The sequence below is a fragment of the Burkholderia sp. SCN-KJ genome, from assembly GCF_024656005.1.
In the GTDB taxonomy this organism is placed as follows: domain Bacteria; phylum Pseudomonadota; class Gammaproteobacteria; order Burkholderiales; family Burkholderiaceae; genus Burkholderia.
The window spans coordinates 120,378-140,263 of record NZ_JANKOG010000004.1; the positions used below are offsets into that span (position 1 = coordinate 120,378).

The 19,886-nt window shown below is 69.2% G+C and carries 14 protein-coding genes; 8 read left to right on the forward strand and 6 right to left on the reverse strand.

The window, feature by feature from the left end:
* Positions 1-284: 284 nt before the first annotated feature.
* From NQV17_RS08640 to NQV17_RS08655, 4 genes are all read right to left on the reverse strand, one after another.
* Positions 285-1,463 (reverse strand): acetyl-CoA C-acyltransferase, encoded by a 1,179-nt coding sequence (locus NQV17_RS08640; protein WP_257771443.1) that lies wholly within the window; start codon positions 1,461-1,463, stop codon positions 285-287.
* A 52-nt stretch (positions 1,464-1,515) separates the two neighbouring features.
* Positions 1,516-2,148 carry a bifunctional nicotinamidase/pyrazinamidase gene (gene pncA, locus NQV17_RS08645; RefSeq protein WP_257771444.1) on the reverse strand — a complete coding sequence of 211 codons (633 nt, stop codon included), beginning with the start codon at positions 2,146-2,148 and terminating at the stop codon, positions 1,516-1,518.
* A gap of 43 nt (positions 2,149-2,191) precedes the next feature.
* Positions 2,192-4,276, reverse strand: coding sequence for a 3-hydroxyacyl-CoA dehydrogenase NAD-binding domain-containing protein (locus tag NQV17_RS08650; RefSeq protein ID WP_257771445.1), 2,085 nt, complete (start codon positions 4,274-4,276; stop codon positions 2,192-2,194).
* Between the two features lie 183 nt (positions 4,277-4,459).
* On the reverse strand, positions 4,460-6,103 hold the full coding sequence (locus tag NQV17_RS08655) for a 3-(methylthio)propionyl-CoA ligase (protein WP_257771447.1): 1,644 nt from the start codon (positions 6,101-6,103) through the stop codon (positions 4,460-4,462).
* A 164-nt stretch (positions 6,104-6,267) separates the two neighbouring features.
* On the opposite strand from NQV17_RS08655, the gene NQV17_RS08660 reads away from it, so the two are divergent.
* From NQV17_RS08660 to NQV17_RS08680, 5 genes are all read left to right on the forward strand, one after another.
* A complete protein-coding gene (locus NQV17_RS08660; protein ID WP_257771449.1) occupies positions 6,268-7,836 on the forward strand; it encodes a YdiU family protein in 1,569 nt (522 codons plus the stop codon).
* Positions 7,837-7,874: 38 nt separating this feature from the next.
* The gene (gene msrB / locus NQV17_RS08665) at positions 7,875-8,306 is read left to right on the forward strand and encodes a peptide-methionine (R)-S-oxide reductase MsrB (RefSeq protein WP_059529717.1); all 432 of its coding nucleotides are present in this window, start codon (positions 7,875-7,877) and stop codon (positions 8,304-8,306) included.
* A 124-nt stretch (positions 8,307-8,430) separates the two neighbouring features.
* The gene (locus NQV17_RS08670) at positions 8,431-8,961 is read left to right on the forward strand and encodes a septation protein A (protein WP_257771453.1); all 531 of its coding nucleotides are present in this window, start codon (positions 8,431-8,433) and stop codon (positions 8,959-8,961) included.
* 1 nt (position 8,962) lies between these two features.
* The gene (locus NQV17_RS08675) at positions 8,963-9,271 is read left to right on the forward strand and encodes a BolA family transcriptional regulator (protein ID WP_257771455.1); all 309 of its coding nucleotides are present in this window, start codon (positions 8,963-8,965) and stop codon (positions 9,269-9,271) included.
* 18 nt (positions 9,272-9,289) lie between these two features.
* Positions 9,290-10,072: a peptidylprolyl isomerase gene (locus tag NQV17_RS08680; RefSeq protein WP_044843666.1), complete on the forward strand. Its 783-nt coding sequence runs from the start codon at positions 9,290-9,292 to the stop codon at positions 10,070-10,072.
* A 228-nt stretch (positions 10,073-10,300) separates the two neighbouring features.
* On the opposite strand, the gene NQV17_RS08685 is transcribed toward NQV17_RS08680, so the two are convergent.
* A complete protein-coding gene (locus tag NQV17_RS08685; protein ID WP_257771458.1) occupies positions 10,301-10,843 on the reverse strand; it encodes a GNAT family N-acetyltransferase in 543 nt (180 codons plus the stop codon).
* Entirely contained in the window at positions 10,843-14,907 is a 4,065-nt protein-coding gene (gene purL / locus NQV17_RS08690; RefSeq protein ID WP_257771461.1) for a phosphoribosylformylglycinamidine synthase, read from the reverse strand. Before purL ends, NQV17_RS08685 begins: the two co-directional genes overlap by 1 nt.
* A gap of 342 nt (positions 14,908-15,249) precedes the next feature.
* On the opposite strand from purL, the gene NQV17_RS08695 reads away from it, so the two are divergent.
* The 3 genes from NQV17_RS08695 to pgi all read left to right on the forward strand — a co-directional run bounded on the left by NQV17_RS08695 (position 15,250) and on the right by pgi (position 19,881).
* The gene (locus tag NQV17_RS08695; RefSeq protein ID WP_257771463.1) at positions 15,250-16,551 is read left to right on the forward strand and encodes an FAD-dependent oxidoreductase; all 1,302 of its coding nucleotides are present in this window, start codon (positions 15,250-15,252) and stop codon (positions 16,549-16,551) included.
* A gap of 50 nt (positions 16,552-16,601) precedes the next feature.
* The gene (locus NQV17_RS08700; RefSeq protein ID WP_257771465.1) at positions 16,602-18,146 is read left to right on the forward strand and encodes an NAD(P)H-hydrate dehydratase; all 1,545 of its coding nucleotides are present in this window, start codon (positions 16,602-16,604) and stop codon (positions 18,144-18,146) included.
* 112 nt (positions 18,147-18,258) lie between these two features.
* A complete protein-coding gene (gene pgi, locus NQV17_RS08705; RefSeq protein ID WP_257771467.1) occupies positions 18,259-19,881 on the forward strand; it encodes a glucose-6-phosphate isomerase in 1,623 nt (540 codons plus the stop codon).
* Positions 19,882-19,886: the final 5 nt, after the last annotated feature.

Below are 19,886 nucleotides of genomic sequence, written 5' to 3' on the forward strand. Positions count from 1 at the left end.
ACGCCCACGGTGCCGGAAACGCGCGATGCATCGTCTTCGCCGGCTACCGGAAACGCGTCACGTGCACCGGTACGACGCACGCGCTGGCCCATCCCGCCGAAAGGCAAATGTCAGAGCAAGTATAGGTGCGGCAAATCGTTTGACAAGTAAGGGGAAACGGCAGCATCGAATGCACGGCGTTTGCTTCCTGTCCCTTACGAATCGCCCACGGTTTTCGCCGATTCGCATTGCGGCCGCGGCTTTGGTCCCCCAAAAGCCGCGGCCGCCCCTCCTGCGCACAAATATCAGACGATTTCGAACAGGCCGGCAGCCCCCTGCCCGCCGCCGATGCACATCGTGACGACCGCGTATTTCACGCCGCGCCGCTTGCCTTCGATCAGCGCATGGCCGGTCAGGCGCGCACCCGACACGCCGTACGGATGGCCGACCGCGATCGCGCCGCCGTTCACGTTCAGGCGGTCGTCAGGAATCCCGAGCGTGTCGCGGCAGTACAGCACCTGCACCGCGAACGCTTCGTTGAGTTCCCACAGGCCGATGTCGTCGACCTTCAGCCCCGCCTGCTTCAGCAGCTTCGGCACCGCGAACACCGGGCCGATGCCCATCTCGTCCGGCTCGCAACCGGCGACCGCGAAACCGCGGAACACGCCGAGCGGCTGCAGCCCTTCGCGCTGCGCGACATCCGCGTTCATCACCACGCACGCCGACGCGCCGTCCGAGAACTGGCTCGCGTTGCCCGCGGTGATCACGCCGCCCGGCACGGCCGAACGGATCTTCGCGACGCCCTCGAGCGTCGTGTCGGGCCGGATGCCCTCGTCGGCCGACACCGTCACGTCCTGCGTGAACAGCCGGCCCGTCGCCTTGTCGGCGATGCCTGCCCGCACGGTGATCGGCACGATCTCGTCGTTGAAGCGCCCGGCTTCCTGCGCGGCCGCGGCGCGCAGTTGCGAGCGCACGCCGTACTCGTCCTGCCGCTCCTTCGCGATCCCGTAGCGCTTTGCGACGTTCTCGGCCGTCTGGAGCATGTTCCAGTAGATCTCCGGCTTGTGCTCGACGAGCCAGCCCTCCTGGATCATGTGCCGGTTCATCTCGTTCTGCACGCACGAGATCGATTCGACGCCGCCCGCGACATACACGTCGCCCTCGCCCGCGATGATCCGCTGCGCGGCGAGCGCGATGGTCTGCAGCCCGGACGAGCAGAAACGGTTCACCGTCATCCCCGGCACGCTCACCGGCAGCCCGGCGCGCAGCGCGATCTGTCGCGCGATGTTCGCGCCGGTCGCGCCTTCGGGGTTCGCGCAGCCCATGATCACGTCCTCGATGCGCGCGGGGTCCAGCTTCGCGCGTTCGAGCGCGGCCGCGACCACGTGGCCGCCGAGCGTCGCGCCGTGCGTCATGTTGAATGCGCCACGCCACGATTTCGCGAGCGGCGTGCGTGCGGTCGATACGATTACGGCTTCGGTCATGCGAGTCTCCTTCGGTCCTGCTTCATGTCCTGAATCGGATGGGGGGAATGCGCTACGCCGTCGGGCGCGCGCCCGCGGACGTCACGTGTGCGACGCCCGCCGCCTGCATCTGTTGCCATGCGTGCGCGAGCGACCCGTTCAGGTCGATCGCACGGCACGCATCGTTGATCACGGCCGCCTCGAAGCCGGCCGCGCGCGCATCGAGCGCGGACCACGCGACGCAATAGTCGGTCGCGAGCCCGCAGCACCACACGCGCTTCGCGCCGAGCTCGCGCAGGTAGCCGGCGAGCCCCGTGCGCGTCGTGCGATCGGCTTCGACGAACGCGGAATAGCTGTCGACCTGCGCGTCGCCGCCCTTGCGGATCACGAGCCGCGCGTGCGGAATGTCGAGGTCGCGATGCAGCGCCGCGCCCTCGGTGTCCTGCACGCAGTGCACGGGCCACAGCACCTGCTCGCCGTACGGCAGCGCGAGCGTCGAGAACGGCTCGCGCCCCGGGTGGTTCGCCGCGAACGACACGTGATCGCGCGGATGCCAGTCCTGCGTCAGCACGACCTGGTCGAAACGTTGCGCGAGCGCGTTGATCACCGGCACGACCGCGTCGCCGTCCGGCACCGCGAGTGCGCCGCCCGGCATGAAGTCGTACTGCACGTCGATCACGAGCAACACGTCGTCAGTGCGTTTCATTGCGTTTCTCCTTGCAAGCCTGGCCGCGCGGTCACGCGGGCCGTCAGCCGTTGAACCCGCGCCCGGCCCTGGCGAGCTCGACGATCGACGGCGCGAGCTGCCACGCGTCGCCGTTCGGCGCGGCCGCATAGCGGCGGATCGCGCGCTCGACGTTGTAGAGGCCGACCATGTCCGCATACAGCATCGGGCCGCCCCGCCACAGCGGGAACCCGTAACCGGTCAGATAGACCATGTCGATGTCGGACGCTTTCGACGCGATCCTCTCCTCGAGGATCTTCGCGCCTTCGTTGACGAGCGCGAACACGAGCCGCTCGACGATCTCGTCGTCGCCGATCTTGCGCCGCTCGACGCCGCGCTCCTTCGAATACGCGACGACCATCTCGTCGACGAGCGCCGATGGCTTCGCCTTGCGCTCGCCCGGCACGTAGTCGTACCAGCCGCCGCCCGTCTTCTGGCCGAAGCGGCCCTGCTCGCACAGGCGGTCGGCGATCTTCGAGTAGTGCAGATCGGGCTGCTCGACATAGCGGCGCTTGCGGATCGCCCAGCCGATGTCGTTGCCGGCGAGGTCGCTCATCCGGAACGGGCCCATCGCGAAACCGAACTTCTCGATCGCGCGATCGACCTGCGCGGGCAGCGCGCCTTCCTCGAGCATGAAGAGCGCCTGGCGGATGTACTGCTCGATCATCCGGTTGCCGATGAAGCCGTCGCACACGCCCGACACGACGGCCGTCTTGCGGATCTTCTTGGCGACCGCCATCACGGTCGCGAGCACGTCCTTCGCGGTCTGCGCGCCGCGCACGACCTCGAGCAGCTTCATCACGTTCGCCGGGCTGAAGAAGTGCATGCCGACCACGTCCTGCGGGCGCTTCGTGAACGCGGCGATCTTGTCGACATCGAGCGTCGACGTGTTCGACGCAAGGATCGCGCCTGGCTTCGCCACCGCATCGAGCCGGCCGAACACCTGCTCCTTCACGCCGAGCTCCTCGAATACGGCCTCGACGATCAGGTCCGCGTCCTTCAGGTCGTCGTAGGACAGCGTCGGCGTGATCAGCGCCATGCGCGCGTCGAGCTTCTGCTGCGTGAGCTTGCCCTTCTTCACCTGCGCGTCATAGTTCTTGCGGATCGTGGCGAGGCCGCGGTCGAGCGCGTCCTGCTTCGTCTCGAGCAGCGTGACGGGCAGGCCCGCGTTGATGAAGTTCATCGCGATCCCGCCGCCCATCGTGCCCGCGCCGATCACGCCGACACTGCGGATTTCGCGCACCGGCGTATCGGCCGGCACGTCGGGAATCTTGCTCGCCGCGCGCTCGCCGAAGAACGCGTGCCGCAGCGCGCGGCTTTCGGGCGTCATCATCAGCGCGACGAAACCGTCGCGTTCGGCGACGCTGCCCGTGTCGAAGCCGTTCAGCACGCCGGCCTCGATCGCGTCGATGCACTTGTGCGGCGCGGGGAAATTCGGCGCGGCGGCCCGCGCGGAATTGCGCGCGAACTGGATGAAGCCCGCGGCATTGTCGTGGACGATCCTGCGATCGCGCACGCGCGGATGCGGCCCCTGCTGCGCGCCGACCTTGCGCGCGAACGCGACGGCCGCATCGAGCAGGTCGCCGTCGGCCATCTCGTCGAACAGCCCGCTGTTCGCGAGTTGCTCCGACGGCACCGGCGCGCCCGACACGATCATGTTCAGCGCGGTTTCGAGGCCCACCGCACGCGGCAGGCGCTGCGTGCCGCCCGCACCCGGCAACAGGCCGAGCTTCACTTCGGGCAGCGCGACCTGCGCACCGGGCGCCGCGACGCGATAGTGCGCGCCGAGCGCGAGCTCCAGGCCGCCGCCCATCACGACGCTGTGCAGCGCCGCGACGACCGGCTTCGCGCTCGCCTCCACCGCGCGGATCACGGTGTGCAGCGTCGGCTCCTGCAGGGCCTTCGGGGTATTGAATTCGGTGATGTCGGCGCCGCCCGAGAACGCGCGGCCCGCGCCGGTCAGCACGATCGCCGTGACCGACGGATCCTGCGCGGCACGATCGAGCGCGTCCATGACGCCCTGGCGCGTCGACAGGCCGAGCCCGTTGACGGGCGGATTGTTGAGCGTGATGACGGCCATGCCGTCGCGAGTCGAGTAATCCACTGCCATCTGCCTGCCTCCATGCATCGCGCGCCGGGGTGGCTGCGCTTCATTGTGCGCGGTCGAACGGCCGCATGTCCGGATCGAACGGAGGCAGCATACAACGAAAAAGCACGGTCGTTCAATTTGAATTTGTTCCCGATCCGGGGGCCGGATCGGGCGACCGCGCGGTGGGCCGTCGGCGGCCGCGGCTTACGGTGCGCAGCGCGCCGTCGGCAGCACGTAGTCGCGGAACGTCTCGCGCAGCTTCAGCTTCTGCAGCTTGCCGGTCGCGGTGTGCGGCAGCGATTCGACGAACACGACGTCGTCGGGCACCCACCACTTCGCGACCTTGCCTTCGTAGAACGCGAGCAGCGCGTCGCGGGTCAGGTTCGCCCCCTCCCGTGGCACCACGACGAGCAGCGGACGCTCGGTCCATTTCGGGTGCGCGCACGCGATGCACGCGGCTTCGGCGACGCCCGGGTGCGCGATCGCGACGTTCTCGATGTCGATCGAGCTGATCCACTCGCCGCCGGACTTGATCACGTCCTTGCTGCGGTCGGTGATCTGCAGGAAGCCGTCGGGGTCGATCGTCGCGACGTCGCCGGTCGGGAACCAGCCGTCCGACAGCGGCGACGTATCGCCCTTGAAGTAGTGATCGATCACCCAGGGCCCGCGCACCTGCAGCTCGCCGAACGCGACGCCGTCCCACGGCAGTTCGCGGCCGTCGTCGCCGACGATCCGCATGTCGACACCGCAGATCACGCGCCCCTGCTTCTCCAGCAACCGGCGCTGCGCGTCGAGCGGCCGCTGCGACTGTGCCCAGTTGAGCTTCGCGAGCGTGCCGAGCGGCGACAGCTCGGTCATTCCCCACGCGTGGATCACGCGCACGCCGTATTCGTCCTCGAACGTGCGCAGCATCGCGGGCGGGCACGCCGAACCGCCGATCACCGTGCGGTTCAGCGTCGAGAAGCGCACGCCGGCCTCGCGCATGTAGTTCAGCAGCCCGAGCCACACGGTCGGCACGCCCGCGGAGAACGTCACGCGTTCGGCCTCCATCAGTTCGTACAGCGACTTGCCGTCGAGGTCCTTGCCGGGCAGCACGAGCTTGCCGCCGGTGAGCGGCACCGCGTACGGCAGCCCCCACGCGTTCACATGGAACATCGGCACGACGGGCAACACCGCGTCCAGCGCGGACAGGTTCATCGCGTCGGGCAGCGCGGCGCCGTAGGCGTGCAGCACCGTCGAGCGATGTGAATACAGCACGCCCTTCGGATTGCCGGTCGTGCCCGACGTGTAGCACAGGCCCGACGCCTGCAGTTCGTCGAGGCGCGGCCAGTCGTAGCGGCCGTCCTCGGCGTCGACGAGCGTTTCGTAGCACAGGTACGGCGTCGCGCCGGACGGCAGGTGCGCGGCATCCGTCATCGCGATCCAGCCCTTCACGTGCGGGCACTGCGGCGCGAGTGCGTCGACGAGCGGCGCGAAATTGATGTCGAAGAAGACGTAGCGGTCTTCCGCGTGATTGACGATGTAGGCGATCTGCTCGGGAAAGAGCCGCGGGTTGATCGTGTGGCACACGGCGCCCATCCCGCCGATTCCGTAGTACGCCTCCAGATGCCGGTAGCCGTTCCAGGCCAGCGTGCCGACGCGCTCGCCCGCATCGACGCCAAGCCGTGCGAGCGCCTGCGCGAGGCGCTTCGCGCGCTGCTCGCAGTCGCGATACGTGTAGCGATGCAGGTCGCCTTCCACGCGCCGCGACACGATCTCCGTGTCGCCCGCATAACGCGCGGCATGCGCGATCAGCGACGACACCAGCAACGGCATGTCCATCATCTGGCCCAGCAACGGCTTACCCATCGTCTTGTTCTCCCGGAAGGACGCGAATCGGTGACCAGCCTCGAAGCGATGCGCCAGCCTGCAACCCGTCCACGGCCCGGACCGGCCTGGCGCAAGGCGCGCGGGCCGCCATGCGGGCGGCGCGGCGCCGCCTTACAATATCGGCTTACCCAGAGGCGCTCAACATGTCGTTTTCCCGAAGCGCAGCCGCTACGGCTGACACTCTCCCCGACCTCGCCGCCACGCTCGGCGCGCCCGCCGTCGGCGCGTTCGTCGCACTCGGCGACGCGTTTCATACGCGGCTGCCGGCAGCACCGCTGCCCGCGCCGTACGTCGTCGGCTTTTCCGACGAAGTCGCGCGCCTGCTCGGCCTGCCGGCGTCGCTCGCCGCCCAACCCGGATTCGCCGAGCTGTTCGCCGGCAACCCGACGCGCGACTGGCCCGCGAGCGCGATGCCGTACGCGTCGGTGTATTCCGGCCACCAGTTCGGCGTGTGGGCCGGCCAGCTCGGCGACGGCCGCGCGCTGACGATCGGCGAACTCGCCGGCACCGACGGCCAGCGCTACGAACTGCAGATCAAGGGCGGCGGCCGCACGCCGTATTCGCGGATGGGCGACGGCCGCGCGGTGCTGCGTTCGTCGATCCGCGAATTCCTGTGTTCGGAAGCGATGCATCACCTCGGCATTCCGACCACCCGCGCGCTCACGGTGATCGGCTCCGACCAGCCGGTGGTGCGCGAGGAGATCGAGACGTCGGCCGTCGTCACGCGCGTGTCGGAGAGCTTCGTGCGCTTCGGCCACTTCGAGCACTTCTTCTCGAACGATCGCCCGGACCTGCTGCGCCAGCTCGCCGATCACGTGATCGAGCGCTTCTATCCCGCATGCCGCGACGCCGACGATCCGTACCTCGCGCTGCTCGAAGCCGCGACGCTGCGCACGGCCGACCTCGTCGCGCAGTGGCAGGCGGTCGGCTTCTGCCACGGCGTGATGAACACCGACAACATGTCGATCCTCGGCGTGACGATCGACTACGGCCCGTTCGGCTTCGTCGACGCGTTCGACGCGAACCACATCTGCAACCACTCCGACACGAGCGGCCGCTACGCGTACCGGATGCAGCCGCGCATCGCGCACTGGAACTGCTACTGCCTCGCGCAGGCGCTGCTGCCGCTGATCGGGCTGCAGCACGGCATCGCCGACGACGATGCGCGCGCCGAGCGCGCGGTCGACGACGCGCAGGCCGTGCTCGCGAAGTTTCCGGAACGCTTCGGCCCCGCGCTCGAGCGCGCGATGCGCGCGAAGCTCGGCCTCGAGCTCGAACGCGAGAACGACGCCGAGCTCGCGAACAAGCTGCTCGAAACGATGCACGCGAGCCATGCGGACTTCACGCTGACGTTCCGCCGCCTCGCGCAGATCTCGAAGCACGACGCGAGCCGCGACGCGCCGGTGCGCGACCTGTTCATCGATCGCGACGCGTTCGACGCGTGGGCGAACCTCTACCGCGCGCGGCTGTCCGAGGAAACGCGCGACGACGCGGCCCGCGCGGCCGCGATGAATCGCGTGAACCCGAAATACGTGCTGCGCAACCATCTGGCCGAAGTCGCGATCCGGCGCGCGAAGGAAAAGGATTTTTCCGAAGTCGAACGACTCGCGCAGGTGCTGCGCCGCCCGTTCGACGAACAACCGGAACATGAAACGTATGCGGCATTGCCGCCCGACTGGGCCGGGTCGCTCGAAGTGAGCTGCTCGTCGTGACCCGACCGACCCGACCGACCGATCAGGAGAACTCCCCCATGTCACACGATTCCGACGACAAGACCTTCCCGTACCAGAAGGACGACGCCGAATTGCGCCGCCGGCTCACGCCGATGCAGTACGAGGTCACGCAGCATGCGGCAACCGAGCGCGCCTTCACCGGCGAATACACCGACACCGAGGACGCGGGCATCTACAAGTGCGTCGTCTGCAGCACGCCGCTGTTCGAATCCGGCGCCAAGTTCCATTCGGGCTGCGGCTGGCCCAGCTACTTCAAGCCGCTCAACGGCGAGGTGATCGACGAGAAGATCGACCGCTCGCACGGAATGGTGCGCGTCGAGGTTCGCTGCAACCATTGCGGCGCGCATCTCGGCCACGTGTTCGAGGACGGCCCGCGCGACAAGACCGGTTTGCGGTACTGCATCAATTCGGCTGCGTTAAACTTCGAGTCCCGACCCGAAAACGAATGAGCGGCACCGGACGGATCGGTCGGACAGCCTGCCCGGCTGCCCCGATCCCGGACGGTGGCGCCCGGCGGGTCCCCACAACGGTGAAAGGCCGCGCGATGCGGCCTTTCACGCAGCTGCGAGCGCCATGAAATTCCTGTTCGATCTGTTTCCGATCATCCTGTTTTTCGCCGCCTTCAAGGTCTGGGGCATCTTCACCGCCACCGCCGTCGCGATCGTCGCGACGCTGGCCCAGGTCGCGTGGGTCGCCTTCCGGCACCGGAAGGTCGACACGATGCTGTGGGTCAGCCTCGGCGTGATCGTCGTGTTCGGCGGCGCTACCCTCGTCCTGCATGACGAGAAATTCATTCAATGGAAACCGACTGTGCTGTATTGGCTGTTTGCGGTCGGGCTGTTCGCCGCGCGCTATGCGTTCGGCAACAACCTGATCGAGAAGATGATGGGCAAGCAGCTCACGCTGCCGCACCCCGTGTGGGACAAGCTGAACGTCGCATGGGCGCTGTTCTTCGCGGTGCTCGGCGTCGCGAACCTGTACGTGGTGCACAACTACACCGAATCGCAGTGGGTGAACTTCAAGCTGTTCGGCACGACGGGCGCAATGGTCGTGTTCATCATCCTGCAGAGCCTGTGGCTCACGAAGTACCTGAAGGACGAATGACATGACCGACGCTTTCCTCGACGCCTCGCCCGACGAACGCATCGCGCTGATCGAAGCGCGCCTCACCGCCGCGCTCGCGCCGCTGTCGCTCGCGGTGCGCGACGACAGCGCGCAGCACGCGGGCCACGCCGGCGCCGCTGCCGGCGGCCACTACACGGTCACGATCGTGTCGGCCGCGTTCGCGGGCAAGCCGCGCGTCGCGCGGCACCGGCTGGTGTATGATGCGCTCGCTGATGCGATGCAGCGCGGCATTCACGCGCTCGCGATCGTGGCTTACACGCCCGAAGAATTCAACGAATCTTCAATCTAGTCTCAACAGGAATTCCCGATGATCCTGAAATCCCCCCGCCTGTGGGTCGCGGCGGCTGCTTTTGCAGCGGCACCGGCATTCGCCCAGAACATCGCCGTCGTCAACGGCACGCCGATTCCGAAGTCGCGCGCCGATGCGATGGTCGCGCAGCTCGTCCAGCAAGGCCAGACCGACAGCCCGCAACTGCAGCAGGCCGTGCGCCAGGAACTCGTGAACCGCGAAATCCTGATGCAGGAAGCGATCCGCGAAGGCATCCCGAACCGCCCGGACGTGAAGGCGCAGGTTGCCGTCGCGCAGCAGACGGTCGTGCTGCGCTCGATGATCGAGAGCTTCCTGAAGAAGAACCAGCCGACTGACGCGGAAGTGAAGGCGCGCTATGACGACCTCGTGAAGGGTGCCGGCGGCAACCGCGAGTATCACCTGCACCACATCCTCGTCGACAGCGAGCAGCAGGCGAAGGACCTGATCGCGAAGATCAAGGGCGGCGCGAAGTTCGAGGACCTGGCGAAGCAATACTCGAAGGATCCGGGCTCGGGCAAGAACGGCGGCGACCTCGACTGGTCCGACCCGAAGGCGTACGTGCCGGAATTCGCGGCCGCGGCGCAGAAGCTGCAGAAAGGCCAGATGACCGACGCGCCGGTGAAGACGCAGTTCGGCTGGCACATCATCCGTGTCGACGACGTCCGCGACATCGCCCCGCCGCCGTTCGACCAGGTGAAGGCGCAGATCGCGCAGCAGCTCGTGCAGCAGAAGCTGCAGGCGTTCGAGGAAGGCCTGCGCCAGCAGGCGAAAATCCAGTAACGTCGGCGACGATCGCCCACGCGAAGGCCGCTCCCTGGAGCGGCCTTTTTCATGTGCGCTTGCGGTGCGCGCGCCGACCTGCTGCCCCCGCGCCGTGCTTGAGCGCCGCCGCAACGGCGCCACGACGAGCAGGACGGGTCACACCAAACAAAAAAGCCGCGTCGAAGCGGCTTTTCAGTTCATTCGATGGAACCCGGCGGGATCGCGCACGGCCGGCGCACCGAACCGTTACACCGGATGGAACACGTCGTGATAGCGGACGTCGCCCGATGGCCGCGGCGCGGTGTCGTCGAATGCCAAGGCGAGGAAATACCCGGGCGGCGCATCCGCGAACACGAGATCGCCGGACGGCACGAAACCGAAACGCGCGTAGTACCCGGGATCACCGAGCACGACGCAGCCGCGCGCGCCGAGCCGGCGCAACGCGTCGAGCCCCGCACGCACGAGCCCCGCGCCGATGCTCTGGCGCCGGCATTCGGGCAGTACCGCGAGCGGCGCGAGCCCGTACCACTGCTGGCTGCCTGGCGGCTCGCCGCCGATCGAGACCGGCGAGAACGCGACATGGCCGATCACGCGCTCGTCGCGCTCCGCGACGAGCGACACGCCGAGCGCGCCATCCGCGCGCAACGCGTCGACGATCCGCCGCTCGAACGCGCCGTGCTGCGGCGCGTCCGCGAACGCGGCCACGATCACGCGACCGATCGCCTCGACGTCGCTTGCGCGCTCATCGCGCAGCGTGACGATCTCGACCGACGCGTGCGGATCGAACATCAGCCGATCCAGCGGCGTGCGTTACGGAACACGCGCATCCACGGGCTCGCTTCGCCCCAGCCTTCCGGATGCCAGCTCATCGTGACCGTGCGGTGCACGCGCTCCATGTGCGGCATCAGCACCGAGAAGCGGCCGTCGGCCGTCGTGACCGACGTGATGCCGGCCGGCGACCCGTTCGGGTTGAACGGATAGCGCTCGGTCGCTTCGCCGCGGTGGTCGACGTAGCGCATCGCGACCGCGACGCGGTCGATGTCGCCCTGCTGCGAGAAATCCGCATAGCCTTCGCCGTGCGCGACCGCCACCGGAATCCGCGAGCCTTCCATCCCCGCGAAGAAGATCGACGGCGACTTCTCCACTTCGACGAACGAGAAGCGCGCCTCGAACTGCTCGGACTTGTTGCGCGTGAACTTCGGCCATGCTTCGGCGCCCGGGATCATCGATGCGAGGCTCGACAGCATCTGGCAGCCATTGCAGATGCCGAGCGCGAACGTGTCGGGGCGCGCGAAGAAGGCCGAGAACATGTCGGCGAGATTCGCGTTGAAGCGGATCGTCTTCGCCCAGCCTTCGCCCGCACCCAGCACGTCGCCGTACGAGAAGCCGCCGCAGGCGACCGCGCCCGCGAAATCGGCGAGCGTCGCGCGGCCCGCCAGCAGGTCGCTCATGTGCACGTCGTGCGCATCGAAGCCCGCGCGGTCGAACGCGTATGCCGTTTCGAGGTGCGAGTTCACGCCCTGCTCGCGCAGGATCGCGACGCGCGGGCGTGCGCCCGTCGCGATGAAGGGTGCTGCGATGTCGTCGGCCGGATCGAACGTGAGCACCGGCGAGATGCCCGGGTCCGCCGCATCGAGCAGCGCGTCGTATTCGGCGTCCGCGCAGGCGGGGTTGTCGCGCAGGCGCGCGATGCGCCAGCTCACTTCGCCCCATGCGCGATGGAGTTCCGCGCGCGGCGCGTCGAACACCTTCTTCGCGTCGCGGTACACCTCGATCACGTCACGATCGTTGACCGTGCCGATCACGTGCGAGCACGCCGACAGGCCGAACTCGCGCAGCGCGCCGAGCACCGCGTCGCGATCGGCCGCGCGCACCTGCACGACGGCGCCGAGTTCTTCCGAGAACAGCGCGCGCAGCGTGCGATCCTCGCGACGGCCGCTCGTCTGCTTCGCCCAGTCCTTCGCGTCGCCGTAGTCGGATTCGTGATTCGGGTCGAGCGTCAGCATGTCGACGTTCAGCGACACGCCCGCGTGACCCGCGAACGCCATTTCGCACACGCTCGCCCACAGGCCGCCGTCCGAGCGGTCGTGGTACGCGAGCAGCTTGCCTTGTGCGTTGAGCGACTGGATCGCGTTGAAGAAGCGCTTCAGGTCTTCCGGATCGTCGACGTCCGGCGTCGCATCACCGACCTGCTGCGTGACCTGCGCGAAGATGCTGCCGCCCATGCGGTTCTTGCCGCGGCCGAGATCGATCGCGATCAGCACGCTGTCGCCTGCGTCGGCGATGCGGCGCAGTTGCGGCGTCAGGTGACGGCGCACGTCTTCGACCGGCGCGAACGCGGAGATGATCAGCGATACCGGCGACACGACTTCCTTCGCGACGCCCTGCTCGTCCCACTTGGTCTTCATCGACAGCGAGTCCTTGCCGACCGGGATGCCGATCCCGAGCGCCGGGCACAGCTCCATGCCGATCGCCTTGACCGTGTCGAACAGCGCGGCGTCCTCGCCGGCCGTGCCGCACGCGGCCATCCAGTTCGCCGACAACTTCAGCTTGTCGAGCGACGCGATCGGCGCGCTCGCGATGTTCGTGATCGCCTCGCCGACGGCCATGCGGCCCGACGCCGGCGCGTCGATCACCGCGAGCGGCGTGCGCTCGGCCATCGTCATCGCCTCGCCCTTGAAGCCCGCGTAGTCGAGCGCGGTCACCGCGCAGTCGGCCACCGGCACCTGCCACGGGCCGACCATCTGGTCGCGCACCGACGTGCCGCCGACCGAACGGTCGCCGATCGTGATCAGGAACGACTTGCTGCCGACCGTCGGGTGCTTCAGCACGTCGACCGCGATTTCCGACAGCGCGACGCCCGTCACGTCGACCGGCGCGCGCTCGGTCGCGACACGCGTGACGTCGCGGTGCATGCGCGGCGGCTTGCCGAGCAGCACTTCCATCGGCATGTCGACCGGGTATTCCTCGACGCCCTTCGCTTCGTCGTCGACGAGCTTCAGCTGGCGCTCGTCGGTCGCGACACCGACCACCGCGAACGGGCAGCGCTCGCGTGCGCAGATCGCCTCGAAGCGCGGCAGGTCGGCCGGCGCGATCGCCAGCACGTAGCGCTCCTGCGCCTCGTTCGACCAGATCTCGCGCGGCGACAGGCCCGATTCCTCGAGCGCGACCTTGCGCAGCTCGAAGCGTGCGCCCTTGCCCGCGCCGTCGACGATTTCCGGGAACGCGTTCGACAGGCCGCCCGCGCCGACGTCGTGGATGCTCAGGATCGGGTTTTCCGCGCCGAGCTGCCAGCAGCCGTTGATCACTTCCTGCGCGCGCCGCTCGATTTCCGGGTTGCCGCGCTGCACCGAGTCGAAGTCGAGTTCGGCCGTGTTCGCGCCGGTCGCCATCGAGCTCGCCGCGCCGCCGCCCATGCCGATCCGCATGCCGGGGCCGCCGATCTGGATCAGCAGCGAGCCGGCCGGCACGTCGTGCTTGTGCGTGTGCTGATCCGCGATGTTGCCGAGGCCGCCCGCGATCATGATCGGCTTGTGATAGCCGTGCACCTTCCCGCCGACGTTCTGCTCGTATACGCGGAAATAGCCGCCGAGGTTCGGCCGGCCGAATTCGTTGTTGAACGCGGCGCCGCCGAGCGGGCCGTCGATCATGATCTGCAGCGGCGACGCGATGCGGTCCGGACGGCCATACGGGCCGTGCTGCTCGTTCGGGTTGCGCTCGGCGACCGGCTGCGCCGCGTCGCGTGCGTTCTCCCACGACTGGCGTGCGTCCGGCAGGTCGAGGTTCGACACCGTGAAGCCGGTCAGGCCGGCCTTCGGACGCGCACCGCGGCCCGTCGCGCCTTCGTCGCGGATCTCGCCGCCCGCGCCGGTCGCCGCGCCCGGGAACGGCGAGATCGCCGTCGGGTGGTTGTGCGTCTCGACCTTCATCAGCGTGTGCGTGAGCTCGGTGTGGCGCCCGTAGCGCTCGCCCGGCTCGCCGGCCGCGCCCGCGTTGCGCGGGAACCAGCGCTCGGCTTCGGCGCCGACCATGATCGACGAGTTGTCCGAATACGCGACGATCGTGCCTTGCGGGCTCAGCTTCTCGGTGTTGCGGATCATCGCGAACAGCGACATGTCCTGCGCTTCGCCGTCGATCGTCCAGTTCGCGTTGAAGATCTTGTGGCGGCAATGCTCGCTGTTCGCCTGCGCGAACATCATCAGCTCGACGTCGGTCGGGTTGCGTTCGAGCTTGCGGAACGCATCGACCAGGTAGTCGATCTCGTCGTCGGCGAGCGCGAGGCCCAGCTCGACGTTCGCGCGCTCGAGCGCGGCGCGGCCGACGCCCAGCACGTCGACGGTCGCGAGCGGCTTGGCCGGCAGCTCGTCGAACAGGTGCTTCGCGTCGTCGCGCGCGGCGACCACGCTTTCGGTCATCCGGTCATGCAGCGCGGCTGCCACCGCGGCGCGCGCGTCGTCGGACAGCGCCTTCTTGCCGCCGAGCAGGCCCGACTTCAGCGTGACCGTGAATTCGACGCCGCGCTCGATGCGGCGCACCTGCGTGAGGCCGCAGTGCTGCGCGATGTCGGTCGCCTTGCTCGCCCACGGCGAAACGGTGCCGAAGCGCGGCAGCACGACGAAGGTCTCGGTCGTGCCCTTCTCGGCCGCCGGCTCGAACGGCGCGCCGTAGTGCATCAGCGCGTCGATGCGGGCGCTGTCGTCGGCCGACAGCGGCTCGGCCGCATTGACGAAGTGCAGGAACTGGCCGCGTACCGCGACGATGTTGGCGTCGATTTGCCTGAGCGTGTCGAGCAGACGGGTTTGACGGAAATCGGAGAGGGCCGAAGCGCCGGGAAAACACGAGAAGTGAGCCATGGGCTGGACTGACGTCGATGAGTCGCGCGAGGTGGCGACGTGGGGCGAAAGGAAGGCCGTAATTATACCCGGAAGTCGGTCATCCCAGACCGGCTGATCGGCACCCTGATCGGCACCCGTCACGCACCGCAACGGTGCACCGGCATCCGCCGCGCCCGGCCGCCTGCCGGGCCGGCGTGCGCGGCCGCGGTGGCCGGTGAGCGCAAGACGGCGGAATCGGATGGGGTTGCGTGGCACCGGTTCGCGTGATTTTGGCGCTATCATTCCCGGTTCACCGGGCCGGGGGCCCGTCAGCGAATTCTCACCGGGCGGTGTGCGCGCCGCCCGTCATCGAAGCAATCCATGGATGTCATCGTCATCGGCGGCGGAATCAGCGGCGTCGCCACCGCCTACCAGCTGCGCGCGGCCGGCCATCGCGTGTGCGTGGTCGAACGCCACGCGACCGTCGCGCAGGGCGCGACCTACGGCGACGGCGGCACGCTGCTGCCGAGCCCGCTCGACGTCTGGTTCGGCCCGACCTTCATGCGCCAGCGCCAGCCGCGCGACACCGGCATCGTCTACAAGCCGGGCTTCAACGGCGGCGTGCGCCGCTTCGTCAAGCAGCTCGCCGCGCTGCGCGAACCCGATGCATTCACCGCGCAGTATGCACGGCTGCGCCCGCTGATCGACGCGTCGCGCGAGTCGCTCGCCGACATCGAGGCGCGCTTCCAGCTCGAATTCGAGCAGAAACCCGGGATCCTGCACGTCGTGCGCGACCCGCGCGACTGGGAAGCGCTGCAGCCGGCGCTCGACCTGCTGCGCGCGCTCGACCAACCGTACCGCGTGCTCACCGCCGACGAATGCGCGGCGCTCGAACCGTCGGTGCCGGCCGAGCCCGGCTTCGCCGGCGGCGTGCTGCTCGAGAGCGAGCGCACCGGAAACTGCCCGCTGTTCGCGAAACTGGTCAAGCAGACGCTCGACGAGCACGGCGTGCAGTTCCGCTTCGGCGCGGACGTCGCGGCGATCCGCGTCGACTCCGGCCGCGCCGCGATCGAGCTCGCACCGGCCGGCGGCCGGCACGCGAGGAAGACGCACGAGGTCGACGTGATGGCGGCCGACGCGATCGTGGTCGCCGCCGGCGCCGGCAGCCTGCCGCTGCTGGAGCGGCTCGGCTGGCGGCTGCCGCTGCATCCGGTCCGCGCGCATACGCTGACCGCGCCGGTCGCGTACGAAGAACATGCGCCGCACCTGAGCGTCGTCGATTCGATCAAGCGGATCTCGATCACGCGCACCCACCAGCGGCTGCGCATCGGCGGCGGCGCCGTGCTGCAAAGCCTCGCCGACACCGCGAAGCCGCTCCCCGAGCCGCTGTCCGAAGCCGCGCTCGCGCTGCTCGGCCAGGCCGTCCACGACTGGGTGCCGGGCGCCGCGAAGATTTCCGCCGCGCTGTCGTGGCAAGGCACGCAACTGCTGTCACCGGACGGCCTGCCGGTCGTCGGTCCGACCCCGCATCCGCGCGTGTTCGTCAATTTCGGTCACGGCCCGGCCGGTTGGGGCCTCGCGTGCGGGTCTGCTAAAGTGGTGACAGACTGTCTGGCCGGCGACACGCAGCAGTGGCCGGCCGACACGCTCGCCGCGCTGAGCGCCGCGCGCTTCACGACCTGACCGCCGCGGGCCCGTCCCGGGGCGCTTCCTCCCGCCGCCATGACCCCGCGATGACGAATACCCGCCCGCTTCCCGACTCCGTCCCGCTCGCGCTGCTGCGCGTCGCCGACCTGCGCGCGGCCGAGGCCGCCGCGACCGCCGAACTGCCGCCGCACACGCTGATGGGCCGCGCGGGCGCCGCCGCCGCGCGCTGGCTGTCCGAACGGGTCGCCGGCGACGACCGCCCGGTCTGGTTCGCGGTCGGCCCCGGCAACAACGGCGGCGACGCACTGGTGGCCGCCGCGCAGCTGCAGCAGCTCGGGGTCGCGACGCAGGCCTGGATGCCCGTGCCGGTCAAGCCGGACGATGCGCAATGGGCACTCGGCCTCGCGCGCGCGGCCGGCGTGCCGCTGTCGACCGAACCGCCCGCCTCGCTCGACGCTTACGCATGGGTCGTCGACGGACTGTTCGGCATCGGCCTCGGTCGCGCGCTCGACGGTCCGTTCGCCACCCAGGCCGCGCGCATCGCCGCGCATGCCCGAAGTGGCGGCCGCGTGCTCGCGCTCGACGTGCCGAGCGGACTGGACAGCGACACGGGCCGGATCGTCGGCGCGGGCGTCGCCGTCGCCGCGACCCACACGCTCACCTTCATCGGCGCGAAGCCGGGCCTTTATACGGGAGACGGCCGCGACCTCGCCGGCCAGATCGACATCGCGTCGCTCGACGTCGCCCCACCCGCCGCGCCGGCCATCGTGCTGAATGCGCCGGCACGATTCGCCGCCGCATTGCCCGCCCGCGCGTTCGCGTCGCACAAGGGCACGTTCGGCAGCCTCGCGGTGCTCGGCGGCGACACGGGCATGTGCGGCGCGCCGATCCTCGCCGCGCGCGCCGCGCTGTTCGCGGGCGCCGGCAAGGTGCATGTCGGTTTTCTCGGCGCCGGCGCGCCGCCGTACGACCCGCCGTTTCCCGAACTGATGCTGCATCCCGCGGACGGCCTCGACCTCGACGCGATGTCCGCGATCGCGGCAGGCTGCGGCCTCGGCACGCGCAAGGCCGCAGCCACGCTCGTGCGCGACGTGCTCGCGCACGATGCGGTGACGCTGCTCGACGCCGACGCGCTGAACCTCGTCGCGACGCATGCGGACCTCGCGGCGGCGGTTGCCGCCCGCTGCGCACGCGGCAACGCGTGCGTGCTGACGCCGCATCCGCTCGAGGCAGCGCGGCTGCTCGGCAGCGACACGGCGTCGGTGCAGCACGACCGACTGGCCGCGGCCCAGGCGCTCGCCACGCGCTACGCGAGCGTCGTCGTCCTGAAGGGTTCGGGCACGGTGATCGCCGCGCCCGACGGCCGCCTGACGATCAACCCGACCGGCAATGCGGCGCTCGCCACCGGCGGCACCGGCGACGTGCTCGGCGGCCTGATCGGCGCGTTGCTCGCGCAACGCGTCGCGCCGTATGAAGCCGCGCTCGCGGGCGTCTACCTGCACGGCCTCGCGGCCGATACGCTGACCGCGCACGGCACCGGGCCGGCCGGCCTCACCGCGGGTGAACTCGCGCCGATGGTGCGCACGCTGATCAATCGCCTTTTTTACCCGTCGCCGCGCGCCGACATGTAACGCCGCTATACTGAGTGCCCCCGCCGCACGGCGGGCCCGCTCGTCCGCCGGCCTTCCGATCCCGAGGCGCCGGCGCGGCATTCCTCCCGATTCACGCTTCACTCGAACCGCCATGACGCTGAATTCGCTCCCCGCCTGGACTGCCCTTCAATCCCACTTCGAACAAATCCGCCATGCACGGCTGCGCGACTGGTTCGCGCCGGAAAACGACCGCGCGCCGACCCGCGCCGAACGCTTCACGGTCCCGGGCGGCGGCCTTGCGGCCGACTTCTCGAAGAACCGCATCAACGACGACACGCTGCGCCTGCTCGTGCAGCTGGCCCGCGAAGCGGGCGTCGAAGCGCGCCGCGACGCGATGTTCGCCGGCGAGATCGTCAACCCGACCGAAGGCCGCGCCGCATTGCACACCGCACTGCGCGCGACGGACCCGCACGCGCCGTTCCATGCGCAGGTCAGCGCCGAGCGCGCGAAGATGGCGACCTTCGCGCGCGCCGTGCGCAGCGGCGCGTGGACCGGCTATACCGGCAAGCGCATCCGCCACGTGATCAACATCGGCATCGGCGGCTCGGATCTCGGGCCGAAGATGGTCGTGCACGCGCTGCACCATGTCGCGACGCCCGACATCTCGACGCACTTCGTGTCGAACGTCGACGGCGCCGATCTCGCGCGCGTGCTCGAACAGGTCGACCCGGAAGAAACGCTCGCGATCATCGTGTCGAAGACCTTCACGACGCTCGAGACGATGACGAACGCTCGCTCGCTGCGCGACTGGTTCGTCGCACGCGGCTGCCCCGAGGACGCGCTCGCGAAGCACTTCGTCGGCGTGTCGGCGAACCCGGCCGAAGTCGTGAAGTTCGGCATCGCCGCGGACAACGTGTTCGAAATGTGGGACTGGGTCGGCGGCCGCTATTCGCTGTGGTCGGCGGTCGGCCTGTCGATCATGATCGCGGTCGGGCCCGAGCAGTTCGACGAACTGCTCGCCGGCGCGAACGACATGGATCGCCATTTCCGCGAAGCGCCGCTCGAGCGCAACCTGCCGGTGCTGCTCGGCCTGATCGGCATCTGGTATCGCAACTTCTTCGGCTCGCAGAGCTACCTCGTCGCACCGTATTCGGAAGCGCTGCACTACCTGCCGTCATATCTCCAGCAGCTCGAGATGGAAAGCAACGGCAAGTCCGCGCGTCTCGACGGCACGTTCGTCGATTACCCGACGTCGGCCGTCACGTGGGGCGAGCCGGGCACCAACGGCCAGCACGCGTTTTTCCAGATGCTGCACCAGGGCCCGACGATCGTGCCGATCGACTTCATCGCGGTGCTGACGCCCGAGCATCCGCTCGCGAGCCATCATCCGAAGCTGCTCGCGAACTGCTTCGCGCAAAGTGAAGCACTGATGCTCGGCCGCACGCTCGACGAAGCGCGCAAGGTCGCCGGCCCCGGCAAGGAAGCGCTCGCGCCGCACCTGACGTTCCCCGGCAACCGCCCGACGACGACGCTGCTGGTGGACGCGCTGACGCCGCGCACGCTCGGCGCGCTGATCGCGCTCTACGAGCACAAGGTGCTGGTGCAGGCGACGGTGTGGGACATCAATCCGTTCGACCAGTGGGGCGTGGAGCTCGGCAAGATTCTCGGCAAGGTCGTCGAAGCCGACCTGTCGGCCGAGTCGGTCGATCCGGCGAAGCACGATTCGTCGACGACCGCGCTGATCGAGCGCGCGCGGGCAGCGCTCGAGCGCTGACGCGA